This is a genomic window from Actinoplanes sp. URMC 104, assembly GCF_051386375.1.
Lineage (GTDB): Bacteria > Actinomycetota > Actinomycetes > Mycobacteriales > Micromonosporaceae > Actinoplanes.
Genome location: NZ_JBPQTO010000002.1, coordinates 1,907,872 through 1,931,466, shown reverse-complemented (window position 1 = coordinate 1,931,466; position 23,595 = coordinate 1,907,872). Strand labels below are relative to the sequence as shown.

The window sequence follows — 23,595 nt, the reverse complement described above, 5'->3', positions numbered from 1 at the left end:
ACATCGGTCCCTCGTACGGGGGAAGATCGGCTCGTGGGTGAGTCACACCCTGCTCAGTGAAGGCGACGGAACGCCGAACAGAGATACGCCAGGACGGCGACGACCGCGCAGGGATGGCTCCAACATCCACTCCTGGAAGGTGCCGTGAAGAACCGCAACATCAGCCGGCTTGCCGTACCCGTCGGGGTCATCGGCATCATCCTCATGATGGTCGTGCCCATGCCGACCTTCCTGCTGGACACGCTGATCGCGCTCAACATCACCGCGGCCTTGCTGATCCTGCTGGTCAGCATGTTCGTCCAGAAACCTCTCGACTTCGCCGTCTTCCCGGCGCTGCTGCTGGTCGCGACGCTGTTCCGGCTGGCGCTGAACATCAGCGCGACTCGGCTCGTGCTGCGCGACGGCGACGCCGGCAAGGTCATCCACGCGTTCGGCAGCTTCGTGGTCGGTGGCAACCTCGTCATCGGTCTGGTGATCTTCCTGATCCTGGTCATCGTCCAGATGGTCGTGGTCACCAAGGGCGCCGAGCGGGTCGCCGAGGTCGGCGCCCGCTTCACCCTCGACGCGATGCCGGGCAAGCAGATGGCGATCGACGCTGACCTCAACGCCGGCCTGATCGACGAGGACCAGGCCAAGACCCGCCGCGCCGAGGTGGCCGCCGAGGCGGAGTTCTACGGCGCGATGGACGGTGGCTCCAAGTTCGTCAAGGGCGACGCCATCGCCGCCGTCATCATCACGCTGATCAACCTGGTCGGCGGCTTCGCGATCGGCGTGGCCCAGCAGGGCATGGCGGCCGGCGACGCGATGAACCACTACAGCCTGCTGAGCATCGGCGACGGCCTGGTCTCGCAGATCCCCGCCCTGCTGCTCTCGGTCGCCACCGGTCTGATCGTGACCCGCTCGGCGACCTCGGGCGACATGGGCTCGACCGTCACCGCCCAGCTCACCCAGAACAAGCTCGCCATGCGCATCGCCGGCGGGGCGGCGCTCGCCCTCTGCGTCATCCCCGGCCTGCCCAAGGTGCCCTTCCTGGTGGTCGGCGTCGCCGTGCTGGTGGCCGCGCAGCGCATCAAGGAGCCGGTGCCGGAGGACGAGGCGGCCGCCGCTGCCGCCTCCGCGGAGGCCGTCGACATGCCGCCGGCCGACTCGCCCGAACAGCTGCTCGGCGAGATGCGGGTCGACCCGCTCGAGCTGGCGCTCTCGCCCGACCTGGTCGACCTCGTCGACGCCAGCAGCGGCGACCTGCTCGACCGGGTGCGCGCGCTGCGCCGCAAGATGGCCATGGAACTCGGCGTGATCATGCCGCCGGTGCGCACCCGGGACGACCTCGACCTGCCGCTGTCCTCGTACGCCATCCGCATCTCCGGCGTCGACGCGGGCACCGGCGAGGCGCCACCCGGCACGGTGCTGGCGATCGGCGACGGCCTGCAGGGGCTGCCCGGCCGGGCCGGTGTCGAGCCGGTCTTCGGCCTGCCGGGCAAGTGGGTGCCCTCCGAGCTGCACTACCAGGCCGAGCTCTCCGGCGCGACGGTCGTCGATCGGGCCAGCGTGATCATCACGCACCTGGCCGAGGTGGTGCGCAGCAACGCCAGCCGGCTGCTGGGCCGCGAGGACGTGCGCGCGTTGACCGAGATGGTCAAGCGGACCCACCCGGTGGTCGTCGAGGAGCTCACCCCCGCGGTCCTCAGCCTCGGCCAGATCCAGAAGGTCCTGCAGGCGCTGCTCGACGAGGGCGTGCCGATCCGCGACCTGGTGCGCATCTTCGAGGCGCTCTCCCTGCGAGCGAAGATCTCCGTCGACCAGGACAGCCTGGTCGAGGCGGCCCGCGCGGCCCTGGGCCCCGCCATCGCGGCCCAGTACACGACCGCCGGCCGGCTCACGGTGATCACGCTCGACCCCATGCTCGAGCAGCAACTGCTCGAATCTCTGCGGCCCAGCGAGACGGGGGCCTTCATGGCGATCGACGGCATGCGTGCCGAGGCGATCGTCAGCGAGGCTGCCCGGCTCACCGAGACCGCGGAACAGCAGGGCCTGGCCCCCGTACTGGCCTGCTCGCCACAGCTGCGGCTGCCACTGATGCGACTTCTGCGCGCCGGGTCGCGCCGGGTGCAGGTGCTGTCGTACGGCGAAATCTCTGGTTCCACAGCACAGATCGAGACGATAGGGGTGGTGAACGGTGCCTACGCGGGTGCTGCTTGAGGGGCCGGCCATCGAGCCACTGCTGGCTCAGGTACGTGATGAGTACGGCTCCCGTGTCCGGATCATCTCCGCCGACAAGGTCCGCAGCGGCGGAGTCGGCGGGTTCTTCGCGAAACAGCATTACGAGCTGTCGGTCGAAGTGCCGGACCCGAACGAGGACAGGAACGACATGCCACAGCGCACGAAGACGGCCGAGAACGGTCAGCACAGCCTGGAGCGGCTCCTCGAGCGGGCCGAGTCGCAGGACCGGATGCTCGCACCGGACGAGCCCGGCCGGGGCGCCGCGCGCCCGTTCGGCACGTCGTCGCCGCGGTCGGTGACGCCGGCGTCGTTCGGCATGACCCGCCCGGCCGAGACGCCGTCGCGCGCCGTGCCCGACAACGACTTCGGGGCCGACGAGGGGCGCCACGCCGCGCTCGGCGACACCGGGGCCGCCTTCGCGGAGCTGATGGCCGGGCTCGACGCCGGGACGACCGACAAGCTGGCGTCGCGTCCCAAGGCGGCGGACACCCCGACCGTACGGCCGTTCCGGCCGGCCGCCGCCACCGAGGCGCCCGTCAACGCGGGTCCCCGGGTGCCTGCTCCGCCGCCCTCGGTGGCGCCGCAGTCGCCTGCCGGGCCGATGTTCTCGATGCCGGCCCCTGCGGCTCCGTCGATCGCGCCGGTGTCCGCGCCCGTGAGCCCGGCGGCGGCTGCCCCTGCGGCTCCCTTGATGACGCCTCCGCCGGCTGCTGCTCCTGCCGCGCCGTTGATCACTCCGGCTGCTACGCCTTTGATGACGCCTGCGCCCGTTGCTTCGCCGGCAGCTACTCCCGCACCTGTCGCTCCGCCGGCCGCTGCTGCTCCCGCACCTGTCGCTCCGCCGGCCGCTGCTGTTGCTCCTGCGCCCGTCACTCCGCCGGCCGCTGCTGCTGCTCCCGCGCCCGTCGCTCAGCCGGCCGCTGCTGCCGCTCCCGCGCCCGTGGCTCCGCCTGTTGCCGCGCCCACGTCGCCGGCTCCCAACCTCGCCGAGCACATCGGCGGGCTCGCGGCCAGCGAGATCGAGATCGACCCGCCGGCGCCCGAGCCGGCCGCTCCCGAGGCGGTCGCGCCCGTCAAGCCCGCTCCGGCCGCCGCGCCCACGCCGCCCGTCGCCGACAACGAGCCGGTGGTGCGCAACCTGATGTCGGTCGGCATGCCCGAGAGCATGGCCCGCCAGATCACCGGCAGCGACACGTACGCCGGTGTGCTCAGCGTCCTGGCCGCCCGCCCGGCCGCACCGGCCATCCCCGACGGCCCCGGCGAGATCCTGGTGCTCGCCGGCGACATCAACCTGGGCGTCACCATCGGCCGCCAGCTGCTCGAGCAGATCGGCGTGCCGGAGAACCACCTGCTGCTCGCCGCCCAGTCGACGGCCGGCACCGGGCTGCACTCGTCCCGCCTGATCACCACGCCCGACGCCGCCGAGGCCCGCGCCGAGAAGCTGCACAGCGCCGAGGAGCCCTGGGTCGTGGTGCTGGAGGCGCCGGTGGGCGGCACCGACCCGCTGTGGGTCAACGAGATGTGCGACGCGATCGGCGCGACCGCGCTGTGGGGTGTCGTCGACGCCACCCGCAAGACCGCCGACACGGCCCGCCACCTGCGTACGCTCGGCGACGTCGAGTCGCTGGTCGTGCACAGCGTCGAGCTCACCGCCGACCCGGCCTCGGTGCTCGGGCTGGACCTGCCGATCTACTCGCTGGACGGCAAGCCGGCCACCCCGCACGCCTGGGCCGCCATGCTCTGCGCGCGGATCGCCTCCGACGTCATGCCGGTCGCCGCGGCCCCGCGCCGGGTCACCCGCTCGGTGCGGCAGTGATCCGTCCGTCGGTCCTGCTGTTCGCGCTCCTGATGAGCGCGCCGGCGCTGTACCGCTACGTCCTCGACCAGGTCGATCTCACCGAGGTACTGATCCGGTTCGTGATCGCGGTCCCGATCGCGGCCCTGCTGCTCGCAGGGTTGCGCTTCGTCACCGCGGGTTACGGCCGGCCGGAGGGGAAGCCGGAAGGCACCCCGGTGACACCGACCCCCGTCAACGACGTGCACCAGGCATAGGAAGCCGGCCTGCCGGCAGGTTTCCTTCGGGGGTGGTCGCCTTGCGCGCCCACCCCCGATGCTTTTCCCCACTCGGCCCACCCCTCCCGCCTGGGGGCGGGCCCAGACCTTACTCCTCGCGGGCGGCCCGCGTTTTCGTTGTCCACAGCCCTCGTGCCTTCGCCGGGTCCCGGGCCGGTGCCTGTGGATGAGCCGATCGGGCGCCGGTCGGCAGCGTAAAGTTCGGGTCCTCGGTGAGGGAGCAGAGGCGGTCGACGGAACACACGCGATCGCGGCGAGGTGTGCCGCGCCGGACGGCGATCATTCGTAAGCCAGTACCGGGCGTGCGGGCGCAGCCGTCGGTGGTGGCCGCTCAGGCGGTCGACCGAGGCGGCCGTTACGGGCGGCGGTCGGGCCGGTCCCGCATCCGCTGTTGCGCTGACACCCGAGCCACGGCGGCGCGCGGATGCGTATTCAAGCGGCCGTTCCAGTGACGGACGCTCCTCTTCGGCCGAATTCTGACGTGCGGGCTGCATTCGTCCATGCTCGGGGCCGCAGTCGCCACGCCGACGGCCACCTGATCCTTGTGATCAGGTGGCCGTTGTTCGCCGTCGTGCAGGGCGGCTGCCTAGGCGTGGATGTCCAGACGGCTGCTTCCCGGAGCGGCCGGGCGGAGGGTCGGGGTGGGGGCCTCGGCCGGGGCCGCGGGGCCGGCGTCGCGGCGGGGGCCTCCGGGGAAGCCGGCCGCGGCGAACTGCTGGCGGGCCTGTTCCTGTTGGGCGTTGCCCTGGCGCAGGTCCAGGGACGTGTTGCGGAAGCCGGCCTCGGTCAGCTCGCGGCGCAGGTCGTCGAGGGCGTTGCGGAGCGCGTCGTTGCCGGCGTCGGTGCTGCCGGTCAGCTGCACATTGATGTCGCCGTTGCGGATCTCGGCCACCACCTGAACCGGGCCGAGGTCGACGGGGTGCAGGTGGACGGTCAGGCGGTGTACGCCGTCGGCGTCCAGGCGCAGCGGCACGATCCGCATGGCCAGCTGGTTGGCGGGCGGCGGGTTCGGCAGGCTCGGCGTCGGCGGCGGAGTGCCGGCGGCGGGAGCGGTGGGAGCGGTGGCCTGCGGGCCCGTGACGCCGGCCAGGCCGGCCTGGCCCAGCGCGCCCGCGGTTGCCGTGCCGTCGGGGGCGATGCCCGGAGCGGCGGCGGGGTTGATCGGGTTCGCGGTGGCGGGATTCGCGTCGGGCGCGGCCTGGTCGGGAAGAGCGCCGGTCTGCGTGGCGGCGGGCGGGGCGGCCGTGGCATCGGCGGCTGCGGCACCGGCAGCGGCGCCATCGGAAGCGGCAGCGCCGGGCGCGGCGGCACCAGGGGCGCCGGCGTCGGGCCCAGTGGTACCGAGCCCGGCAGCACCAGCGGCGGCAGTGCCAGGCCCGGCAGGACCGGGAGCGGCCGCATCGGCTCCGGCAGCGCCTGGGGTTGTAGCGCCTTGGGTTGCAGCAGCGGCAGCACCAGGCCCGGCAGCGCCCGGGGCAGTAGCGCCAAGGGCGGCGGCATCGGGGCCGGCGGCGGTGGGAGCCGTGGCGCCGGGCGTCGCCGTAGCGGCGTCCGCGGGCGGAGTGAGGCCTGCCGGTCGTGGTCCGGCCATGGGTACGTCGGAGGTGGTGGCCGGCGTGAGGGAGGCGGTGGCCGAAGCGGCGTCGGCGGCCGGGCCGGCGGTGGCTGCCCCGATCTGACCGGCGAGCGCGGGCGGGACGGCGCCCGGAGTCGTCGCGCCGGTGTTGGGCTGGGTGGCGGAAATGGCGGGTGCCGTCTGCCCGCCGGCGAGCGAGACGCCGCCGGCTGCCTGGCCGGGCGACTGAGCCGGAGCGGCGTCGGCGGTCGGGGCGATGGGTCCGGGCTGGGCGGCGGCGGCCAGAGCGGCGGCGTCCGTTCCGGGCTGGGCGGCGGCTGCGGGCTGGGCTTCGGTGGCCGGCACGTCGGCTTCGGCGGCCTGGTCGGTGCGGTCGCCGTCGTCGGAGGAGTCGCGGACCGCGCCGGTACGGTCGGTGGGCCGCTCGGTGCGTACGCGGTCGCCGTCGGTGCCAGCCCGGTCGGAGCCGGCCCGGCCCGCGTCGCGGTTCGCGGCTGCGCGATCGTCTGCCCGGCCTGGGCCGGAGCGGTCATCGGCACGGCCGGCGGCTCGGTCGTCCGCGGCCCGGCCCCGGTCAGCGGCGGCCCTGTCGGCTGCGACGCGGCCTCGGTCAATTGCGGCCCGGTCGGCTGCGGCGCGGCCCCGGTCAGTGGCCCGCTCGGCGGCGGCCCGGTCAGTGGCGACCCGGTCGGCGGCGGCCCGATCAGCGGCGCGATCCGTAGCCCGCGAGGCGGCCTGAGACGCGGCCCGGTCGGCCGCCTCCCGCTGCAGAGCGCTACGCCCGGCGACCAGGTCGGCGGCGCGCTGGCCGGCGGCGTCGGCGCGGCGGTCGGCGGCGTCGGCGCGGCGGTCGGCGGCGGTTCGGCCGGTGTCGTCCCGCTCGTCCTTGCGGGGGCGATCGAGCTCGGCCGAGAGCGCGGACCCGAACTCCTCCCCACCCTCGCCCCGCTTGGCGGGGCGACGGCCGATGTCGGTCACCGAGGCACGGTCGGCGCCGCTGACGGAATTCGGGCTCTTCATGCGGCTCTCCTGGGGATCGTCGGGGTCAGCCGCCGAGCGCGGCGAGGGCCTTCTGGACCTTCGGGACGTACGCCTGGGTCTCCGAGTACGGCGGGATGCCGCCGTACTTGTGCACCGCTCCGCCGCCCGCGTTGTACGCGGCCAGGGCGAGCGGCAGGGACTTGAACTCGCGCAGGTTGCGGGCCAGCAGCTTGGCGCCGCCGTTGATCGCCTGCTCGGGGTCGAAGGAGTCGCGCACGCCGAGGCCGCGGGCGGTCGACGGCATGAGCTGCATGAGGCCTTGGGCGCCGGCCTTGCTGACGGCGCTCGGGTCGTACCCGGACTCGACCTTGGCGACCGCGGCGAGCAGCTTCGGGGAGACGCCGTAGCGGTTGCCGGCCTTGACGAACAGGTCGGCGTACGGGACCCCGGCGAGCGACCCGGTGCCTTGCAGGCTGGCGGGGCGCACGGCCGCGGCGGCGTTCGGCGCGGCGACCGCGGAGACGTCGGGCACGACGCGGCGGATGTGCGTCGGCTTCTCGTACACACTCTGGATCTTGACGTGGTCGCCGGGCTTGGGCGCCGCGATCATCTTGTTGTCGCCGAGGTAGATGGCGACGTGGTCGACGGGGGAGTCGAACGCCAGGATGTCGCCGGGCCTGGCCTGCGCGAGGTTGGCGACCGGCTCGCCGGCCTTGGCCTGCTGGTGCGACAGGCGCGGCAGCTTGATGCCGAGGTCGCCGTACGCCCGCTGCACGAGCGACGAGCAGTCCAGGCCCTTGTCCGGGTCGGTGCTGCCGAAGACGTACGGGGTGCCGAGGTACTTCTTCGCGGCGTCGACCACGGCCTGGCCGGTCGCCTGGCTGTTCAGCCGCAGGGCGCCGCCCTGGCCGGTGGCGTTCGCCAGCGCCGAGGCGAACGTCGGCGTACGCGTCCCGGCGGTGGCGCCGGTGGTGACCGTGCCGGTGGCGCCCGGCGCCGGGTTGACCGGAGTGAGGCCGAGCTGGTTCTGCAGCTCCTGAATGCGGTTGAGCACCCCGGTGACACCGATCATTCAGCGCTCCCGGCGCCGCGGGCGGCGTTGCGCGCCTTGCTGGTCATGGCGAGCTCGTCCAGGTTGGCCTGGTCCCGGCGCAGGTCGTTGGCGCGCACCATCTCGGCGTGGCGCTCGGCCATCATCTCGACCGCGCGGCGGCGCTTGGCGGCGTCGGCGAGCACGGCCATCCGGTCGCGCTCGACCTGCTCGGCGTCCTCCACCATGCGCTGGGCGCTCATCAGCGCGCCGGCCAGCGACTGGCGGGCGACCAGCGAGGCCACCATGGCCCGGGCGGAGCCCTCCGTGGGCGCCTCCGCGCCGACGAGGTCGAGCTGTTTGCGGCGCACCAGGGCCTGGGCGTCCCGGATCTCGGCGCGGGACTGGATCACGGCGCCCTTGGCCGCGTCCTCCTGGGCCTTGCGGGCGCGCAGCACGGGCGAGAGTCGGAAAAACCGGTTCAACGTTCTGCCTCCTAGCGCGGCGGCGGGCGGGCCTCCACCTATCCGGTCGGCCCGGGTCCCGATTCGCTGAGGTCCTGCACCCGACTCGCAACTGACCTACGAGGCCTGGATCAGGGCGTGCAGCTGGGCCCAGGCCTGCTCGGCCGTGACCCGCTCGTCCAGGCCCTGGCGCAGGAACGCGTTGATGTGCGGCCAGATCGCCGTGGCCCGGTCGGCGTCCGGGTTGGTGCCGGCGACGTACGCGCCGATCTCGACCAGCTCGCGCACCTCGCGGTGGGCGGCCATCAGCCGGCGCAGCTCGGTGGCGTCGGCGCGCTGCTCCGGAGTGGTGATCTTGTTGGCCACACGGGAGATCGAGTCGAGCGCCTGGATGCTGGGGAAGTGGCCGGCGGTGGCCAGCTTGCGATCGAGCACGATGTGGCCGTCGAGGATCGAGCGAGCCGCGTCGGCGATCGGCTCGTTGTGGTCGTCGCCCTCGACCAGCACGGTGTAGAGGCCGGTGATGCTGCCCCGCGCGCCCGGGCCGGCCCGCTCGAGCAGCGAGGCCAGCATCGCGAACACCGACGGGGGATAGCCGCGGGTGGCGGGCGGCTCGCCGACGGACAGGCCGACCTCGCGCTGCGCCATGGCCGCACGGGTCACGCTGTCCATCATCAGCAGCACGTCCGCGCCCTCGTCGCGGTAGTACTCGGCGATCCTGGTGGCCACCGCGCCGGCCCGCAGGCGCACCAGCGGCGGCGTGTCGGAGGTCGCGATCACCACGACCGACCGCGCGAGCCCCTCCTCGCCCAGGTCGTGCTCGATGAACTCGCGGACCTCGCGGCCGCGCTCGCCGACCAGCGCGACGACGTTGAGCTGGGCCGAGGTGCCGCGGGTGATCATGCTCATCAGCGTGGACTTGCCGACGCCGGAGCCGGCGAAGATGCCGATGCGCTGGCCGCGTCCGCACGGCACGAGCGTGTCCAGGACCCGTACGCCCAGGGACATCGGCTTGTCGACGAGCTGCCGCTCCATGGCGGACGGGGGCGCCGCGTCGATGCTGACCATCTGCCCGCGCAGCGGCGGCCCGCCGTCCATCGGGCGGCCCAGCCCGTCGAGGATCCGCCCCTGCAGGTCGGGGCCGACCGCGACACGCAGCGGCCCGCCCGTGCTGACGACCGGGGTGCCGGAGCCCAGCCCGGCGATCGGGCCGAGCGGCAGGCAGGAGAGCTTGCCGTCGTCGATGGCGGCCACCTCGGCGTAGACCGCCTCCGGCCCCTCGCCCATCTGCACCAGGTCGCCGACCCGGGCGTCCACGCCGGCGACCGTGACCCGGAGGCCGACCGCGCCGACGACCTTGCCGCGGATGAGCGGCCGGGCCGCCTGCATCGCCGCCGACATTCGGTGGCGCACCACATCCGTCATCGTGAGCTCTCCGTTCCGCCCCGCGCTACATCAGGCGCAGGGCCTCCCGGGCGCGGGCCACGGCGGCGGCGATGGTGGCGTCCACCGTCGCCATGCCGGTCTCCGCGACCGCGTCGCCCGGCCGCAGCGCGGGGTCCGGGCGCAGGCGCACCCTGCGCCCCTCGTACTCGAAATCCGCCTCGCCGGACTCGCCGACCAGCGTGTGGAAGTCGTCGGGGTGCAGGCTGACCACCAGGGCGCCGGTCTCGGGCGCGGCGGCCATGGCCCGGCGCAGCGCGTCGACGGTGCGGCCCTGCGGGTCGTCGAGGGTGCGTCCCACGATCGCCTCGGCCAGCTCGAAGGCGTGCGCGAGCAGCACGTCCTGCAGTTCGGCGAAGGTCGGCATGAGCTGGTTCTCGAGCTCGGTGACGGCCCGGCCGAGCGCGTTGACCGCCTGGACCAGCGCGGTCGCCCGCCGCTGCTCGTGCGCCTGCTCGGCGGCCGTGGCCCGCGCCGCCGCGTTCTGCGCCGCGACCGCCGCCTCGCGCTGACCCTGCGCCCAGCCCTCGGCGTACCCGGCGGTGCGGGCCTGTTGCTTGGCGCGGTCGAGCGAGTCGCCGTCGGCGGGCAGCCCGGTGCGCAGGTCGACCGCGAACCGGGCCGTGGTCGCCGACTCGGCCGACGAGCCGCGCAGCACGGACCTGCTGTTCTCAGGCGATGAGCTCATCGGCCTCGCCACCGCGCTGAACCTCGATCTGGCCGGAGTCCTCGAGCGAGCGGATCACCGAAACGATCTTGGCCTGGGCCTCCTCGACCATCTTGACCTTGACCGGGCCGAGCAGGTCGATCTCCTCGAGCAGGTTCTCGCGGCCGCGCTCGGAGAGGTTCTTGGTGACCTTGTCCCGTACGGTGTCGGGCACACCCTTGAGCGCGGTGGCCAGGTCGGCGGGCTCCACCTGACGCAGCACCAGCTGCACCGCGCGGTCCTCGAGGCTGACGATGTCCTCGAACATGAACATCCGGCGCCGGATCTCCTCGGCCAGCTCGGGGCTGCGGGCGTCCAGGGCCTCCAGGATGAGCCGCTCGGTGGTGCGGTCGGCGCGGTTGATGATGTCGACCAGCGGCTGCAGACCGCCGACCGTGGAGAGCTCGTCGGGCTGCAGCACGGTCGAGAGCTTGCGCTGCAGGGCCTGCTCCACCTGGCGGATCACGTCGGGAGACGTACGGTCCATGACCGCGATGCGGTGCGCGACCTCGGTCTGCACCTCCAGCGGGAGGCCGGCCAGGATCGACGAGGCGAGCGCCGAGGGGATGTGCGCGAGCACCAGCGCGATGGTCTGCGGGTGCTCGTACTGCACGTAGGAGAGCAGCTGGCGGGGGTCGGCGTGGCTGAGGAAGTTGAACGGGATGTCGTTCATCGAGGCTTCGAGGCGGTCCAGTATCAACGCGGCCCGGTCCTTGCCGAGCGACGCCTCGAGCAGCTCACGGGCGTAGTCCATGCCGCCGGAGCCCGCGTACCGGGTCGTGGCCATGGCGTAGAACTCGTCCATGACGTCGTCGACCTGGGTCGGTTCGAGCTTGCCGAGCCGGGCGATCTCGGCCGAGATCATCTCGACCTCTTTCTCCGACATCTGCGCCAGGATCTGGGCGGACTGCTCCTTGCCGAACTGGACGAGCATGATGGCGGCCTTGCGCACGCCCGTCATCGACATGGTGGTGAGCGCGGGTGTGGTCAACGCGTACTCCCTCGGACCGTCAGCAGCAGAAAGTCAACCCGCGGCGACCGGGCCTCAGCCGGTCGCCGCAGCAGTGGGTCAGCGCGTCACATCGGCGGCCAGCCAGCCGCGCAACAGCACCGCCATCTCCTCAGGTTGATCCTTGACCATCTGCTCGATCTCCCGCTGGCGTTCCTCGCGAGCCTGCACGTTCGTGTCGTCCACGGCCATCCCGGCCTCCAGCATCTGAGCGGGGATCGCCTGGTTGAGCTCGGCGAGCCGCTGCGCCTCGAGGGCGGCCTGCATGTCCTCGAGGTGCTTGCGCTCCTCGGGGGTCAGGCCCCGGCGCTTCTTGCTCTTGCGGGTGAACCGCCAGGCCAGGAACAGCAGCGCCAGGACGATCGCGCCGAGCACGCCGGTCTTGATCAGCGACATCTGCTTGGCCTGCTGGGCCGCGGCGGTGGAGGCGGTGAGGGCCTCCTGGGCGGCCTTGGCGGCGCTCTGGTCGAACGGCATGGACGACACCGCGATCGTGTCGCCGCGCGTGCTGTCGATGCCGGCGGCCGCGGTGACCAGCTGCTGCACCTGGGCCGGGTCGATGGAGCCCGCGGCGTTGCTGTTGAGCAGCACGGCGACGTTGAGCTTCTTGATGCCGCCCGGCGCGCTCTTGCGCTGCTCCTGGACCTCGTTGACGGCGTTGTTGCGGACGCTGCTGCTGTTCTCGTACTGCCCGGGGCCGCTGCTGCTGCCGCCTCCGGTGGAGCAGCCGGGACCGGCGATGTTGTCCGGCCCGAGGACGCCGCCGGCGCAGTTCTCGGCGCCGTTGTAGGCCTCCCGCGAGTTCTGCTCCGACAGCGCGGGCACCGACGGGTCCGCGTTGTACGTCTTGCTGGTCGTCGACGTCTGGTCGAAGTCGAGCGTCGCCGTGGTCACCACCGACGAGTTGCCCGGACCCACCACGCTGTCCAGCATGTTCTGGATCGACTGGTTCATGCGGTTCTGGAACGCGACGGTCTGCGCCTCCGTGCCGCTGTCCCCGCCCGTGCCGATCGCCGCACCGCCACCGGTCGAGAGCACCTTGCCGTCCGCGCCCGCGACCGTGATCTGGGTCGGGTCCAGCCCCTCGACGCTCGAGGCCACCAGGTGCACGATGGCCTGCACCTGGTCGCTGCTCAGCGGCTGGGTGGAGCTCGACTGGACCAGCACCGAGGCGGTCGGCTTGTCCTGCTCGTCCGCGAAGACGTCCTTCTTGGGGATCACGAGGTGCACGGTGGCCGCCTCGACGCCCTCGATCGACTTGATCGTGTTGGACAGCTCGCCCTCGAGCGCCCGCTGGTAGTTCGTCTGCTGCATGAAGTCGCTGGTGGTGATGCCCTGCTGGTCGAGCAGCGCGTAGCCGGTGCCGGCGTCGCCGGGCAGCCCCTCGCTGCTCAGCGACAGGCGCAGCTCGTTGACCTGGTCCTGCGGCACCAGCACGGTCTGGCCGTCGTTGGCCAGCTCGTACGGCGTGCCTGCCTTCTTCAGCGACTCGACGATCGCGCTCGCGTCCTTGGACGAGAGGTTGTTGAACAGAATCGAGTACGACGGCTTCGACGCCCACGTGGCGAAGAAGTACGCGCCGATGACGAGGGCGAGAACTGCCGCGATCGTGACGGCCTTCTGTCCCGGTGTGAAGGACCGGAACGTGTCCGTGACGCGGCGAACCGGAGCGGGAAGGCGGTCGGTCATGTCAGGCCTGCATCCTCATGATTTCCTGGAAAGCTTCCACGGCCTTGTTGCGGACGGCGAGCGTGAGCTGCAAGCCGAGCTGCGCCTCGTTGGCCGCCATCGTGTACTGCGCCGGGTCCTGCAGCGTGCCCTGAGCGGCCTGGACGGCGAGGTCGTCGGCCTTGCCCTGGGCGGCCGAGACGCTTTCCAGACCCCGCGACAGCATGCTGGCGAAGCTCTCGTGCTCGCCCTTGGCCGCGGTGGCGCGGTCGGTGCCGGTCAGGGCGTCCGCGCCGCCGGCGCCGGTGATCGCGTCGAGCCCGGAGACCGGTGAGAAGCCGCCGATCGGGCTGATCGGAGAAGTCATCGCCTACCTCACTTCCCGAGGTTGATCGCAGCGGTGTACGAGTCCTTGGCGCGGTCCACGACCGCGAGGTTGGCCTGGTAGGCGCGCTGCGCCATCATCATCTGGGCCATCTGGCTGCCCAGGTCGATGTCCGGCTTGCGCACGTAACCCTGGCTGTCGGCGAGCGGGTTGTCCGGCTCGTGCACCAGCACACCCTCGGCGCTGCCGAAGGCCACGCCGCCGACCTGGGCGCCGTTGCCGTCCTGCGCCTCCTGGGCGATGACGTACCGGGCCTGGAAGGCGTTCTCGGACGTACGGCTGGCGTTGTTCATGTTGGCGATGTTGTCGGAGACGGCGTCCAGCCACTTGCGGTAGACGGTGACGCCGCTGCCGGCCACGCCGATGGCGTTGAACGTGCTCATCGTCAGGCTCCCTTGATCGCGTCGCGCAGCATCGAGTACTTGGTGTCCATCGCCCGCAGGGTCAGCTGATAGCGCATCGTGGTGTCGATGTGGGAGAGCGTCTCCTCGTCGAGGTTGACGTTGCTGCCGTTCAGCCGGGTCGGCTCCAGCGACGTCGTGGTCTGCGGAGCGACCCCGAGCGGTGACAGGCCCTTGGCGACGGCGCCGCGCAGCGCCTCCTCGAACTCCACCTTACGAGCCCGATAGCCTGGGGTTTCGATGTTCGCGATATTGTTCGCGATGGCGCTCTGCCGGGCTGCGAGGCCGCCGACCGCGACGCGCAGGGCAGATGACGAGACATCATCGAACACAGCAGCTCCTTGTGTGGGTGCCCAAGGTGCCGATCCGTGGCTTTCCGGTGAGCGTTCCGTCGCTCGTACCATGCATTTCGGCCCGTGCCGTGATCCGCTGAGTGTCAGACGGTTGCCAGCCGGTTGCACGCGAAAAGTCCCGGGCCCCCACGCGGGGTCCCGGGACGTCTCGTGGTCGGTCACATGGCTCGGTCGACGTAGACGGGCCGCTTGACCGCCTCGCCCGTCTCGATCCTGGTGGTCATCGTCATCTGCTGCCGGGTCGCGGTCATCCGTCGCGCGATCTCCTCGGCCGCCTTGAGCTGGCGGGTGAGGATCTCGTCGGCCCTCGGCTTGAGCTCCAGCGGCAGCGCGCCCAGCTCGGTCGGCGGCTTCCAGAGGCTGGCCGGCGGGGTCTCGGCGTGCCGGTGCTCGTCGGCGAGCATCGCCTCGATCGTGGCCACGTCGAGCTCCAGCTCGTCCAGGGCCTCGTTCCAGGCGTCGCGCCAGTCGCCGCCGCTCACGGTGTTCAACCCTCCCGTCAGTGGGCGACCGCCGCGGCGGCGGCCTCCCGCCAGGCGTCGCGCAGCGGCTCGACGAGGCCGCGGCAGACGGCGACCCGGTCGGCGTCCCGGGCGATGTTCGCGCCGATCAGCTCGGTGAGCAGGTAGCCGTACAGGTTCGCCAGGCCCGGCGCGCCCGACCAGGCCTCGACGTCGAGGCTCACCTGCAGCTCGATGATGATCTCCTGCGCGTGGGTGAGCTTCTCGTGGGCCAGCTCGCGCTCACCGGCCCGCAGCGCCTCCTCGCCCTGCATGAGGTCGACAACCAGGCGGTCGTACAGCATCGTCAGCAGCTTGGCGGGCGACGCGGTCTGGATGGAGTCCTGCAGGTAGCGGTTGCGAAGGTTGGGGGCAGTCATCGGTCTCCTCAGCGGTCAGTGCCCGGTGGCGGGTTCGGGTCGGTGTGATCAGAGGCCCGAGAGCTGGCCGGCGAGCCAGTTCGACTGGTTCTTCAGCTTGCCCAGGGAGGTCTCAAGGTCGGAGTACGTCTTCTGAAGCGCCAGCTTCTTGGCGGCGAGCCGGACGTCCCAGTTGCTGATCTGGGCGTTCAGGTTGTCGATCTCGCTCTTGCGGCCGGTGATCGTCGACTTGAGATTCGTCGACTCGGCGTCGCCCATTGTCTCGAAGACGCCGCCGATCTCGGTGCCGATCTTCTGGATCTTGACCGGGTCTTCCGCGTACGAGGCCTTGAACTTTTCGGCGTCGAAGGTGAGCTTGCCGTACTTGTCGAGCCCTATGCCGAACTGGGCGTAGGAGCCGGCGGAGAGCGTCGGCTTGACCCCGGGCTGATCCTCCGGCTTCTTTTTCGTGTCGTAGTCCGGGTTCGGGTAAATGATGCCCTGGCTAATTGTGCTGAGGATCTTCTGCGACATGTTCCGCACCGCAAAGTCGCCGGTCAGCGTCGACGCCTTCTTCGTGGCCGGGTCGTAGGCGGTCTGCTTCCCGATCTCGCTCAGCGCGTCGTTCGCGGCGTCGACGAGGGCCTGGAACTTGTCCGCGATGCCATCGACGTCGGCGGTGGCTCCGACGGTCACGCCGTCCTCGAGCTTCGACACGGTCAGCGTCACGCCGGGCATCAGGTTCGTGAAGGTGTTGGTGTTGCTGGTGATGACGTAGCCGTCGGCGAACCCGTCGTTGTTGGCGTCAGCGTTACCACCGCCGATCTCGAGCCGGGCGTCGGTCGCGGTCGCCACGTTGGTCAGCGGAGCACCGTTGCTGAGCTGGTCGAGCCCGTCGATGGTGAAGGCCTGAGCGGTGCCCGTCTTGGCGCCGCTGAGTTGCAGGATGTTGTCGCTGCCGCCGGTGGTGATCAGGGTCGCCTTGACGCCCAGGTTGGCGGCGTTGATCGCGTCCGCAACGCCCTTCGCGCTCTTGTCGGTGACGGTAAGCGTGGTGCTCTTGTGCTTGGCTGGGTCGGCGTCGTCGAGCGGGCCGAGGTCGATGGTCAGCGAGCCGCCGCTCATGATGTCGCCCGAGGTCGGGACCTTGGCCGTGGTGATCTGACCCTTCGCCAGGCTCTTCACGTCGAAGACGGTGGTGCCGGTGGCCGTGTTCGTGCCGGTGACCGCGGTGGCGGTGACCGATGACGAGCTCGAGGTCGCCTTGATCCCGCGCCACGTGCTCAACTGGCCCACGGCGTCGGCTGCCGTCTTGAGCGCGGTCATCTTGGAGTTCACCGACTGGTAGGCGTCCACGGTCTTCTGCGCCGTGTTGGCCTTCGTCTTCAGCCGGTTCTGCGGTGCGGCCTCGACCTGCATGAGCGACTGGATCATCGACGTGGTCTGGAGTCCACTGACCAGGCCGTCAACCGAACTGGACACTGGTACCTGCCTTTCCTTGCGGTGAACGAAGCAGGGGCAGCCAGCCTGTTCTGCCGGCTACCCCTGCCTATTCGGTCGCGTGAGCGTGTTTTTCAGTGCCAAGCGGTGGCAGTTCGGTTAGCGCAGCAGCGAGAGAACGTTCTGCGCCGACTGGTTCGCCTGCGACAGCATCGAGGTGCCCGCCTGGGTCAGGATCTGCGAGCGGGTGAAGGACACCATCTCCTGGGCCATGTCGGTGTCACGGATGCGCGACTCCGACGCGGACAGGTTCTCGACGGCGACGTTAAGGTTGTTGATGGTGTGCTCGAAGCGGTTCTGGATGGCACCGAGCGTGGCCCGGCTGTCCGTGACCGACGACAGGGCCGAGTCGATCGCCTTGATCGCGGCGTCCGGGTCCTTGGTGAGGTCGATGGCCGCCGTGCCGAGCGACTGGGAGTCCACGGCACCGATCGAGATGCCGATCTTCTGGTTGGCGTTGGCACCGACCTGGAACTTACCGGTGTTACCACCGGTGTCGGCGTTCGCCTTGGTGATGTCGATGCCGGCCTGCGTCAGCACGCCACCGGTGTCCGCGGCGACGTGGAAGTCACCGGAGCCGGACATCTTGTAGGTGGTGGTGTTCTGGGCGTCCACCTTGGCGGACATGGAAACCTCGTTGCCCTGGAAGCCGGCCGCCTTGAGAGCCGACTGCAAGCCGTCGTTCACGGCCTTGGCCAGATCCTGCGCGGAGGCGCCGGCGGGGAGCTTCTTGACCGTGACCTCGATCGGCGTGCCGGGCGGGGTCGACGAGGTGGTGATGCTGTTGCCGTTGCCGTCCTTGGACGAGCCACCCACCGAGTCCAGCGTGAACTTGAACGTGGTGTTGGTGGGGTCGGCGGGGTCGAGCGTGGCGCCGGCCGGGATCGCGGCCGCCTTGCCGTTGCTGCCGGCCGCGATCGCGGAACCGGCGTTCGCCTTGGTGGCGCCGAACGTGCCGTCGAGCAGGTTCTGCTTGCCGAACGCGGTGCTCTTGCCGATCCGGTCGAGCTCGGCGTTCAGCTGGCCCAGCTCCTTGTTGGCGGCGTCGGAAGCGGCCGAGTCGGTGGCGCCCGAGTTGGCCGCCTGCACCGACAGATCACGCATGCGCTGCAGGATCGCGGTCGTCTCGTTGAGCGCACCCTCAGCGGTCTGCGCGACGGAGACGCCGTCCTGCGTGTTGCGCACGGCCACCTTCAGGCCGCCGACCTGCGAGCGCAGGCCCTCGGAGATCGAGAGGCCGGCCGCGTCGTCGGCTGCCCGGTTGATGCGGAAACCGCTGGACAGCTTCTCCAGCGACTTCGACATCTGGCTGTCGGTGACCGACAGGTTCCGGTAGGCGTTCTGCGCGGCGATGTTCTGGTTGATGCGAAGACCCATGAGTACTTCCTCCTTGAGGGGTCTCTATCCGGCCCATCCATGAGGCCGTGGCGTTACGCCAGTCCGATCGGCGCGGTGCCGACGGTTCATGAAACAGTCTGCGAGATTTGCGCGCCCTTTTCCGGCGAACCCGAAGAAACCCGAGTCCTCTTCACAAGAAGCCCGAATCTGCCTTAATACTCAGCGGCGGGGCGGTCGTGCCGACGTGTCCGAATGAGCGGGTTCGTCGAGGGGGCGTGCCCGACCTTCAGGCGAGACGGAGGACCAGGGGTGAGCCAGACCGACCTGGCCAGCGTCCTGTGGCGGTCACGTGAGCTGCTGGAGATGCTGCTGTTCAAGCTCGAGGAGGAGCAGCTGCTCCTCGCATCCGGTCGTTCCCGCTGGCTGAGCCACGCCACCCGGGAAGTGGAGGTGGTGCTGGAGCAGATCCGGCAGACCGAGGTCATCCGCGCCGCCTACGCCCAGGACGTGGCCGTCGAGCTGGGCCTCGCCCCCGAGGCCTCGCTGGGCGAGCTCGCGGACGCCTCGCCGGCGCCCTGGTCCGACCTGCTGCATCAGCACCGTAAGGCGTTCCTCATGCTGACCTCCGAGATCAGCGCGCTCGCGGACGTGAACCGCGACCTGCTCACGGCCGGTCAGCGCGCGGCCCGCGAAACCATGCTCGCGTTCGCGGAAACTGTGGAAACGTACGGACCGCAGGGCCAGACCGTTTCCGGCGGCATCCGCCGCTCCAGCCTGGTGGATGAGGCGATCTGATGGCTAGCTCCTTCAGCGGTATCAACACGGCGCTCACCTCGCTCTATGCGCAGCGCCGCGGCCTGGACATCACGGGCCAGAACATCGCGAACGCGAACACCGAGGGGTACACCAAGCAGCGCGTACGGATGGCGTCGCAGACGGGCAGCCTGAACCCGGGCGTCTACGCGACGACCACGCAGGTCGGCAACGGCGTGACCGTGGCCGGCATCGAGCGCGGCCGCAACGCGTACCTCGAGGAACGCGGGCGCACCGAGCACGCGAACTCGTCGTACCTCAGCACTCAGGCCGCGGCGTACAACCAGATCGAAAGCGTGCTGGCCGAGCCGAGCGACACCGCGCTGCAGGCGCGCCTGCACGACATGTGGGACGGCTGGAACGACGTCGCCAACAACTGGCAGGACCCGTCGACCCGCTCGTCGCTGCTCGAGAAGAGCCGTACGGTCGCCCTCACGCTCAACGACACGCGGGCCTCGCTCAGCAGTCAGTTCGGCGCGAACCGCAACGAGATGAGCGCGTACGTGGACCAGGTGAACACGCTGGCCGACAACATCGCGCACATGAACAACCAGGTGGTGGTCGCGCAGGCCGCGGGCCTCGAGGCGAACGAGCTCCAGGACCAGCGCGACGTCGCGATCATGAAGCTGTCCGAGCTCGTCGGCGCGACCACGGAGCCCAAGACCAACGGCTCGATCAACGTCTACGTCGGCAGCTCCCCGCTGGTCAGCGACTTCTCCACGCGCAAGCTGGAGCTCGCCGGACCGCCCAATCTGGACTCGTGGACCGAGGGCACCCCGGTGCAGCTGCGCTGGGCGGGCACCACCTCGGCGGCCAACGCCGGCGGCACGATGGGCTCGATGCTCGACACGATGAACACCATCATCCCGGGCATCGCGGGCCAGCTCGACGAAGTGGCGGAGTCGCTGGCCACGAGCGTCAACGGCCTGGTCACCTCGGGCTACGACATCAACGGCGACCGGGGCACCGAGTTCTTCTCGGGCACGACCGCGCGCGACCTCAAGGTCGCGATCGACGATCCCGACAAGGTCGCCTTCTCGGCCGGCAACCCCAAGGCCGTGCCGCCCGCGGTCGCTGCCATCGACAACGACAAGGCCGACGACCTGGCCGCGCTCGGCACCTCGGCGAACGGCCCGGACGCGACGTACCAGCAGATGATCGGCCAGCTCGGCGTCGCCTCGCAGTCGGCGGCCCGGCGCAGTGAGATCCAGGACGCCGTACGCGACCAGGTCGACACGTCGCGCGAGGCCGAGTCCGGGGTGAACCTCGACGAGGAGATGACCAACCTGCTGACCTTCCAGCGGGGTTACGAGGCCGCCTCCCGCGTGCTGACCACGATCGACTCGATGCTCGATCAGTTGATCAACCGCACCGGTCTGGTCGGCCGATGAGGAGCGGTGACGCATGACGATTCCCAGCAGGGTCACCGATTCCAGCATGCGGCACCGCATGCTGGGCGACCTGAACCGCAGCATGGCCCGCGGCCAGAAACTGCAGGAACAGATCTCCAGCGGCAAGCAGCTCAGCCGGCCGTCGGACTCCCCGACCGGCACGGTCACCTCGCTGCAGCTGCGCGGCGAGATGCGCGCGACCCAGCAGTTCTCGCGCAACGCCGACGACGGGCTGGGCTGGCTGGGCGCCATCCAGGACAAGCTCGCCGATGCCTCCAGTCAGGTCATCCGCGTACGGGATCTGACCGTGCAGGGCCTCAGCTCGGCCAACAACGCGTCGGCCCGCGAGGCGATCGCCGTGGAGATCGACAACATCCGGCAGTCGATGATCGGCGAGGCCAACACGTCGTACCTGAGCCGGCCGATCTTCGGCGGGACCACGCCGGGCGCGGTGGCGTTCGACGAGACCGGCAAGTACGTCGGGAACGAGGGTCAGACCACCCGTACGGTCGGGCCGAACGCCAAGGTCCGGATCGACGCGACCGGCGCCGAGGCGTACGGAAAGAACGACAGCGACACTCAGCTCTTCAAGGTGCTGAGCGACATTTCCACGGCGCTTCGCGGCAATGACGACGATGCGCTGAACAAGGCGCTGGGCAATCTCGATACGGCCCACGATTTACTAAAGTCCACCCTTTCGGACGTTGGCGCCCGATATAATCGGATTACGCAGATGAAGCAGTCCGCTGACGATCACCTGCTGTCCGTGACGTCGCAGCTGTCCGAAATCGAGGACGTCGACCTGCCCAAGGCGATCATGGAACTGCAGATTCAGCAGACGTCTTATCAGGCCGCCCTGGCCGCCTCGGCCAAGGTGATCCAGCCCTCGCTCATCGATTTCCTGAGGTGACCATGACTACTCGCACCGCGTCTCGACCGATTGAGGCCACCATGACCGACCCGTCGCTGGGCCTGCCGACCATCACGATGGCGGTCCCCATGCCCGGGTTCCCGGCACACCGGGAGTTCGTTCTGGTGCGACTCAACGAAGACGGCCTCCTCTACGCGTTCACGTCCACCGAAGACCCGGACCTGCGCTTCCTCGTGGCGCCGCCGGAGCCGTTCTTCCCGGACTACGCGCCCGAGCTGGAGCAGGACGTCTTCGCCGCCCTCAACACCAAGGACCCCGACCGTCTGCTGCTGCTGGTCGTCATCACGGCCGGCACCAACGAGACCACGGCGAACCTGATGGCCCCGATCGTGGTCGACCGGGACAGCATGCGCGCCATGCAGGTGGTTCTCAGCGGTTCGGGCCTGCCCGTCCGCGCGGTCATGAACCCGGCCTACTGACGGATCGTCGGCGCGGTCGCCGGCCGGCGACCGCGCCCGTCTCGCGATGCTGTCCGTCCACGGATGGAGGAGGGCACCGACGATGCTCGTACTGACCCGGCGTTCCGGAGAGAGCGTGATGATCGGCAACGATGTCGTCATCACCGTGCTCGAGGCGCGCGGCGACGTGATCCGGCTGGGCATCCAGGCTCCGCGTGACGTTCAGGTGCATCGCGAGGAGGTGTACCGGGAGCTGCAGGCATCCAACCGGGAGGCCGCTTCGCCCACACAGGACGAGGTGCGGGCGGTCAGCCGGATGCTGCAGTCACCGACCACATCGGACTGAGAGCCTCGAGAACGCCCCGTCGTACGCGACGGGGCGTTCTTTTTTGGGCCGATAAGGCGAAAACGCCCTCCCGTGGCCGGAAGATCTGAAAAATGTTCATTGCAGCTTCTACGCGCGCCAAGGGGGATCGATGTCGCGATTGGCAGAACTGGGCATTGCCAAACGGCTCGCTATGATCGTGCTGGTGGGCGCCGTCATGCTCGCCACGCTCGCCGCGATCTCGCTGTCCGGGCAGAACAAGCTGGCCGATCAGGGCTGGAACGTCGCCCACCTGCAGAGCGGGCTCGCGGCGCTCAACCACCTGGACACCCGGCAGAGCGAGCTCAAGGTGGACGCCTACCGGTCGGCGCTCGGCCAGGACGTCTCCGGCGACGTACGCGACGACGTGCAGTCGGCGACCGAGGCGGCCGACGCCGTCGTCGCCGCAGGCCTCCCTGACGACCTCGCCCGCGCCTTCGCCGCGGACCGCCAGAAGTTCGTCGACTTCGGAACGTTCATCACCAGCTTCGTGGCGGCCGCCGACCGCAACCCGGCGTCGGTGCGCGGCCGGCTGGACGAGATCTCGGAACGCAACAACGCCACCGACGACGCGCTGGGCGCTCTCCTGGACAGGGTCAACGCCGACATCGCGACCGAGCAGGCCGACATGGCGAGCACGGTCACCCGCACCCGTACCCTCTCGATCGTGGTGGCGCTGCTGGGCCTGGCGCTGCTGATCGGGCTCGCGATCCCGCTGGCCCGCTCGATCCTGGTGCCGGTGCGCACGCTGGGCGCCGTCATCGACGCCCTCGCACGCGGCGACCTGACCGGGCGCAGCGGCATCCGTAGCCGGGACGAGCTGGGCCGGATGGCGGCCGGCCTGGACACCGCCCTCGAGTCGATCCGCGGCTCGCTGCAGACCATCGGCCGCGACGCGGACGCGCTGGCGGGTGCGGCCGGGGAGCTGTCGGCGGTCGCCGGGCAGATCTCCGAGGCCGCGCACCGGACCGACCAGCAGTCCGCGACGGCGTCCGCCGAGGCCGACGAGATCTCCCGCAACGTGCAGTCGGTCGCCGCCGGGTCGGAGCAGATGGGCCTCGCAATCCGTGAGATCTCCCGCAACACCAGCGAGTCGGCCCAGATCGCGGCGATCGCCGTGTCCGAGGCGGCCCGCGCCACCGACACGGTCCGTCAGCTCGGCGACTCGTCCGCCGAGATCGGCAACGTCATCAAGCTGATCACCTCGATCGCCGAGCAGACCAACCTGCTCGCGCTGAACGCGACCATCGAGGCCGCCCGCGCCGGCGAGGCCGGCAAGGGCTTCGCCGTGGTCGCCAGCGAGGTCAAGGACCTGGCCCAGGAGACGGCACGCGCCACCGAGGACATCGGGACGCGGGTCGCCGCCATCCAGCAGGACACCGGCGGCGCGGTCGAGGTCATCTCGCGGATCAGCGAGGTCATCGCGCAGATCAACGACTTCCAGACCACGATCGCCTCGGCGGTCGAGCAGCAGACCGCCACCACCGGCGAGATGAGCCGCAGCATCGCCGAGGTCGCCAACGGCTCGGCCCGCATCGCCTCCAGCATCTCGGACGTCTCCACCGCCAGCGCCGAGGCCGTGCAGGGCGTCGAGCAGACCCGTCAGGCCTCCGACGGCGTGGCCCGCACAGCCGACGAGCTGCGCGCCCTGGTCGGCTCGTTCCGCCTCTGACCTCCAAGATCGCCTGGCGT

General features: G+C 70.7%; 23 protein-coding genes. 9 read left to right on the top strand and 14 right to left on the bottom strand.

The window, feature by feature from the left end; genetic code table 11:
• Positions 1-144: 144 nt before the first annotated feature.
• Genes flhA through ACSNN8_RS10040 form a run of 3 tightly spaced genes read left to right on the top strand, consistent with a single transcriptional unit; the run spans position 145 to position 4,272 of the window.
• A complete protein-coding gene (gene flhA, locus ACSNN8_RS10050) occupies positions 145-2,199 on the top strand; it encodes a flagellar biosynthesis protein FlhA (RefSeq protein ID WP_436648376.1) in 2,055 nt (684 codons plus the stop codon).
• Positions 2,177-4,036, top strand: coding sequence for a hypothetical protein (locus ACSNN8_RS10045; RefSeq protein WP_436648375.1), 1,860 nt, complete (start codon positions 2,177-2,179; stop codon positions 4,034-4,036). Before flhA ends, ACSNN8_RS10045 begins: the two co-directional genes overlap by 23 nt.
• Entirely contained in the window at positions 4,033-4,272 is a 240-nt protein-coding gene (locus tag ACSNN8_RS10040) for a hypothetical protein (protein ID WP_436648374.1), read from the top strand. Before ACSNN8_RS10045 ends, ACSNN8_RS10040 begins: the two co-directional genes overlap by 4 nt.
• A gap of 607 nt (positions 4,273-4,879) precedes the next feature.
• Here ACSNN8_RS10040 and ACSNN8_RS10035 read toward each other — a convergent pair.
• From ACSNN8_RS10035 to ACSNN8_RS09970, 14 genes are all read right to left on the bottom strand, one after another.
• A complete protein-coding gene (locus tag ACSNN8_RS10035) occupies positions 4,880-6,889 on the bottom strand; it encodes a flagellar hook-length control protein FliK (RefSeq protein WP_436648373.1) in 2,010 nt (669 codons plus the stop codon).
• Positions 6,890-6,914: 25 nt separating this feature from the next.
• The gene (locus ACSNN8_RS10030) at positions 6,915-7,922 is read right to left on the bottom strand and encodes a transglycosylase SLT domain-containing protein (RefSeq protein WP_436648372.1); all 1,008 of its coding nucleotides are present in this window, start codon (positions 7,920-7,922) and stop codon (positions 6,915-6,917) included.
• Entirely contained in the window at positions 7,919-8,365 is a 447-nt protein-coding gene (locus tag ACSNN8_RS10025) for a cell envelope biogenesis protein TolA (RefSeq protein ID WP_436648371.1), read from the bottom strand. Before ACSNN8_RS10025 ends, ACSNN8_RS10030 begins: the two co-directional genes overlap by 4 nt.
• 96 nt (positions 8,366-8,461) lie before the next feature.
• Positions 8,462-9,769, bottom strand: a complete 1,308-nt coding sequence (locus ACSNN8_RS10020) for a FliI/YscN family ATPase (RefSeq protein ID WP_436648370.1) — start codon at positions 9,767-9,769, stop codon at positions 8,462-8,464.
• 25 nt (positions 9,770-9,794) lie between these two features.
• Positions 9,795-10,475, bottom strand: a complete 681-nt coding sequence (locus ACSNN8_RS10015; RefSeq protein WP_436648369.1) for a FliH/SctL family protein — start codon at positions 10,473-10,475, stop codon at positions 9,795-9,797.
• Positions 10,459-11,484 carry a flagellar motor switch protein FliG gene (gene fliG, locus ACSNN8_RS10010; RefSeq protein ID WP_436648368.1) on the bottom strand — a complete coding sequence of 342 codons (1,026 nt, stop codon included), beginning with the start codon at positions 11,482-11,484 and terminating at the stop codon, positions 10,459-10,461. Before fliG ends, ACSNN8_RS10015 begins: the two co-directional genes overlap by 17 nt.
• A gap of 78 nt (positions 11,485-11,562) precedes the next feature.
• A complete protein-coding gene (fliF, locus tag ACSNN8_RS10005; RefSeq protein ID WP_436648367.1) occupies positions 11,563-13,191 on the bottom strand; it encodes a flagellar basal-body MS-ring/collar protein FliF in 1,629 nt (542 codons plus the stop codon).
• A gap of 1 nt (position 13,192) precedes the next feature.
• Positions 13,193-13,537: a flagellar hook-basal body complex protein FliE gene (gene fliE, locus ACSNN8_RS10000; protein ID WP_436648366.1), complete on the bottom strand. Its 345-nt coding sequence runs from the start codon at positions 13,535-13,537 to the stop codon at positions 13,193-13,195.
• An 8-nt stretch (positions 13,538-13,545) separates the two neighbouring features.
• A complete protein-coding gene (locus ACSNN8_RS09995; RefSeq protein ID WP_436648365.1) occupies positions 13,546-13,938 on the bottom strand; it encodes a flagellar basal body rod protein FlgC in 393 nt (130 codons plus the stop codon).
• Positions 13,939-13,940: 2 nt separating this feature from the next.
• Entirely contained in the window at positions 13,941-14,288 is a 348-nt protein-coding gene (locus ACSNN8_RS09990; RefSeq protein ID WP_436648364.1) for a flagellar basal body rod protein FlgB, read from the bottom strand.
• 179 nt (positions 14,289-14,467) lie between these two features.
• Positions 14,468-14,791, bottom strand: coding sequence for a hypothetical protein (locus ACSNN8_RS09985; protein ID WP_436648363.1), 324 nt, complete (start codon positions 14,789-14,791; stop codon positions 14,468-14,470).
• Positions 14,792-14,808: 17 nt separating this feature from the next.
• On the bottom strand, positions 14,809-15,189 hold the full coding sequence (gene fliS / locus ACSNN8_RS09980; protein ID WP_436648362.1) for a flagellar export chaperone FliS: 381 nt from the start codon (positions 15,187-15,189) through the stop codon (positions 14,809-14,811).
• A gap of 48 nt (positions 15,190-15,237) precedes the next feature.
• Entirely contained in the window at positions 15,238-16,650 is a 1,413-nt protein-coding gene (gene fliD / locus ACSNN8_RS09975; protein ID WP_436648361.1) for a flagellar filament capping protein FliD, read from the bottom strand.
• Between the two features lie 117 nt (positions 16,651-16,767).
• Positions 16,768-18,045 carry a flagellin gene (locus ACSNN8_RS09970; protein ID WP_436648360.1) on the bottom strand — a complete coding sequence of 426 codons (1,278 nt, stop codon included), beginning with the start codon at positions 18,043-18,045 and terminating at the stop codon, positions 16,768-16,770.
• 270 nt (positions 18,046-18,315) lie between these two features.
• Between ACSNN8_RS09970 and ACSNN8_RS09965 the strand changes: the two genes are divergently transcribed.
• The 6 genes from ACSNN8_RS09965 to ACSNN8_RS09940 all read left to right on the top strand — a co-directional run bounded on the left by ACSNN8_RS09965 (position 18,316) and on the right by ACSNN8_RS09940 (position 23,575).
• A complete protein-coding gene (locus ACSNN8_RS09965; RefSeq protein ID WP_436648359.1) occupies positions 18,316-18,801 on the top strand; it encodes a flagellar protein FlgN in 486 nt (161 codons plus the stop codon).
• The gene (gene flgK, locus ACSNN8_RS09960) at positions 18,801-20,210 is read left to right on the top strand and encodes a flagellar hook-associated protein FlgK (RefSeq protein ID WP_436648358.1); all 1,410 of its coding nucleotides are present in this window, start codon (positions 18,801-18,803) and stop codon (positions 20,208-20,210) included. Before ACSNN8_RS09965 ends, flgK begins: the two co-directional genes overlap by 1 nt.
• Positions 20,211-20,268: 58 nt before the next feature.
• Complete coding sequence (locus ACSNN8_RS09955; RefSeq protein ID WP_436648357.1) at positions 20,269-21,120, top strand: flagellin; 852 nt, start codon at positions 20,269-20,271, stop codon at positions 21,118-21,120.
• A gap of 41 nt (positions 21,121-21,161) precedes the next feature.
• A complete protein-coding gene (fliW, locus tag ACSNN8_RS09950) occupies positions 21,162-21,560 on the top strand; it encodes a flagellar assembly protein FliW (RefSeq protein ID WP_436648356.1) in 399 nt (132 codons plus the stop codon).
• A gap of 82 nt (positions 21,561-21,642) precedes the next feature.
• Complete coding sequence (gene csrA / locus ACSNN8_RS09945) at positions 21,643-21,885, top strand: carbon storage regulator CsrA (RefSeq protein ID WP_436648355.1); 243 nt, start codon at positions 21,643-21,645, stop codon at positions 21,883-21,885.
• Between the two features lie 184 nt (positions 21,886-22,069).
• Positions 22,070-23,575: a methyl-accepting chemotaxis protein gene (locus ACSNN8_RS09940; RefSeq protein WP_436648354.1), complete on the top strand. Its 1,506-nt coding sequence runs from the start codon at positions 22,070-22,072 to the stop codon at positions 23,573-23,575.
• The last annotated feature ends 20 nt before the right edge of the window (positions 23,576-23,595 follow it).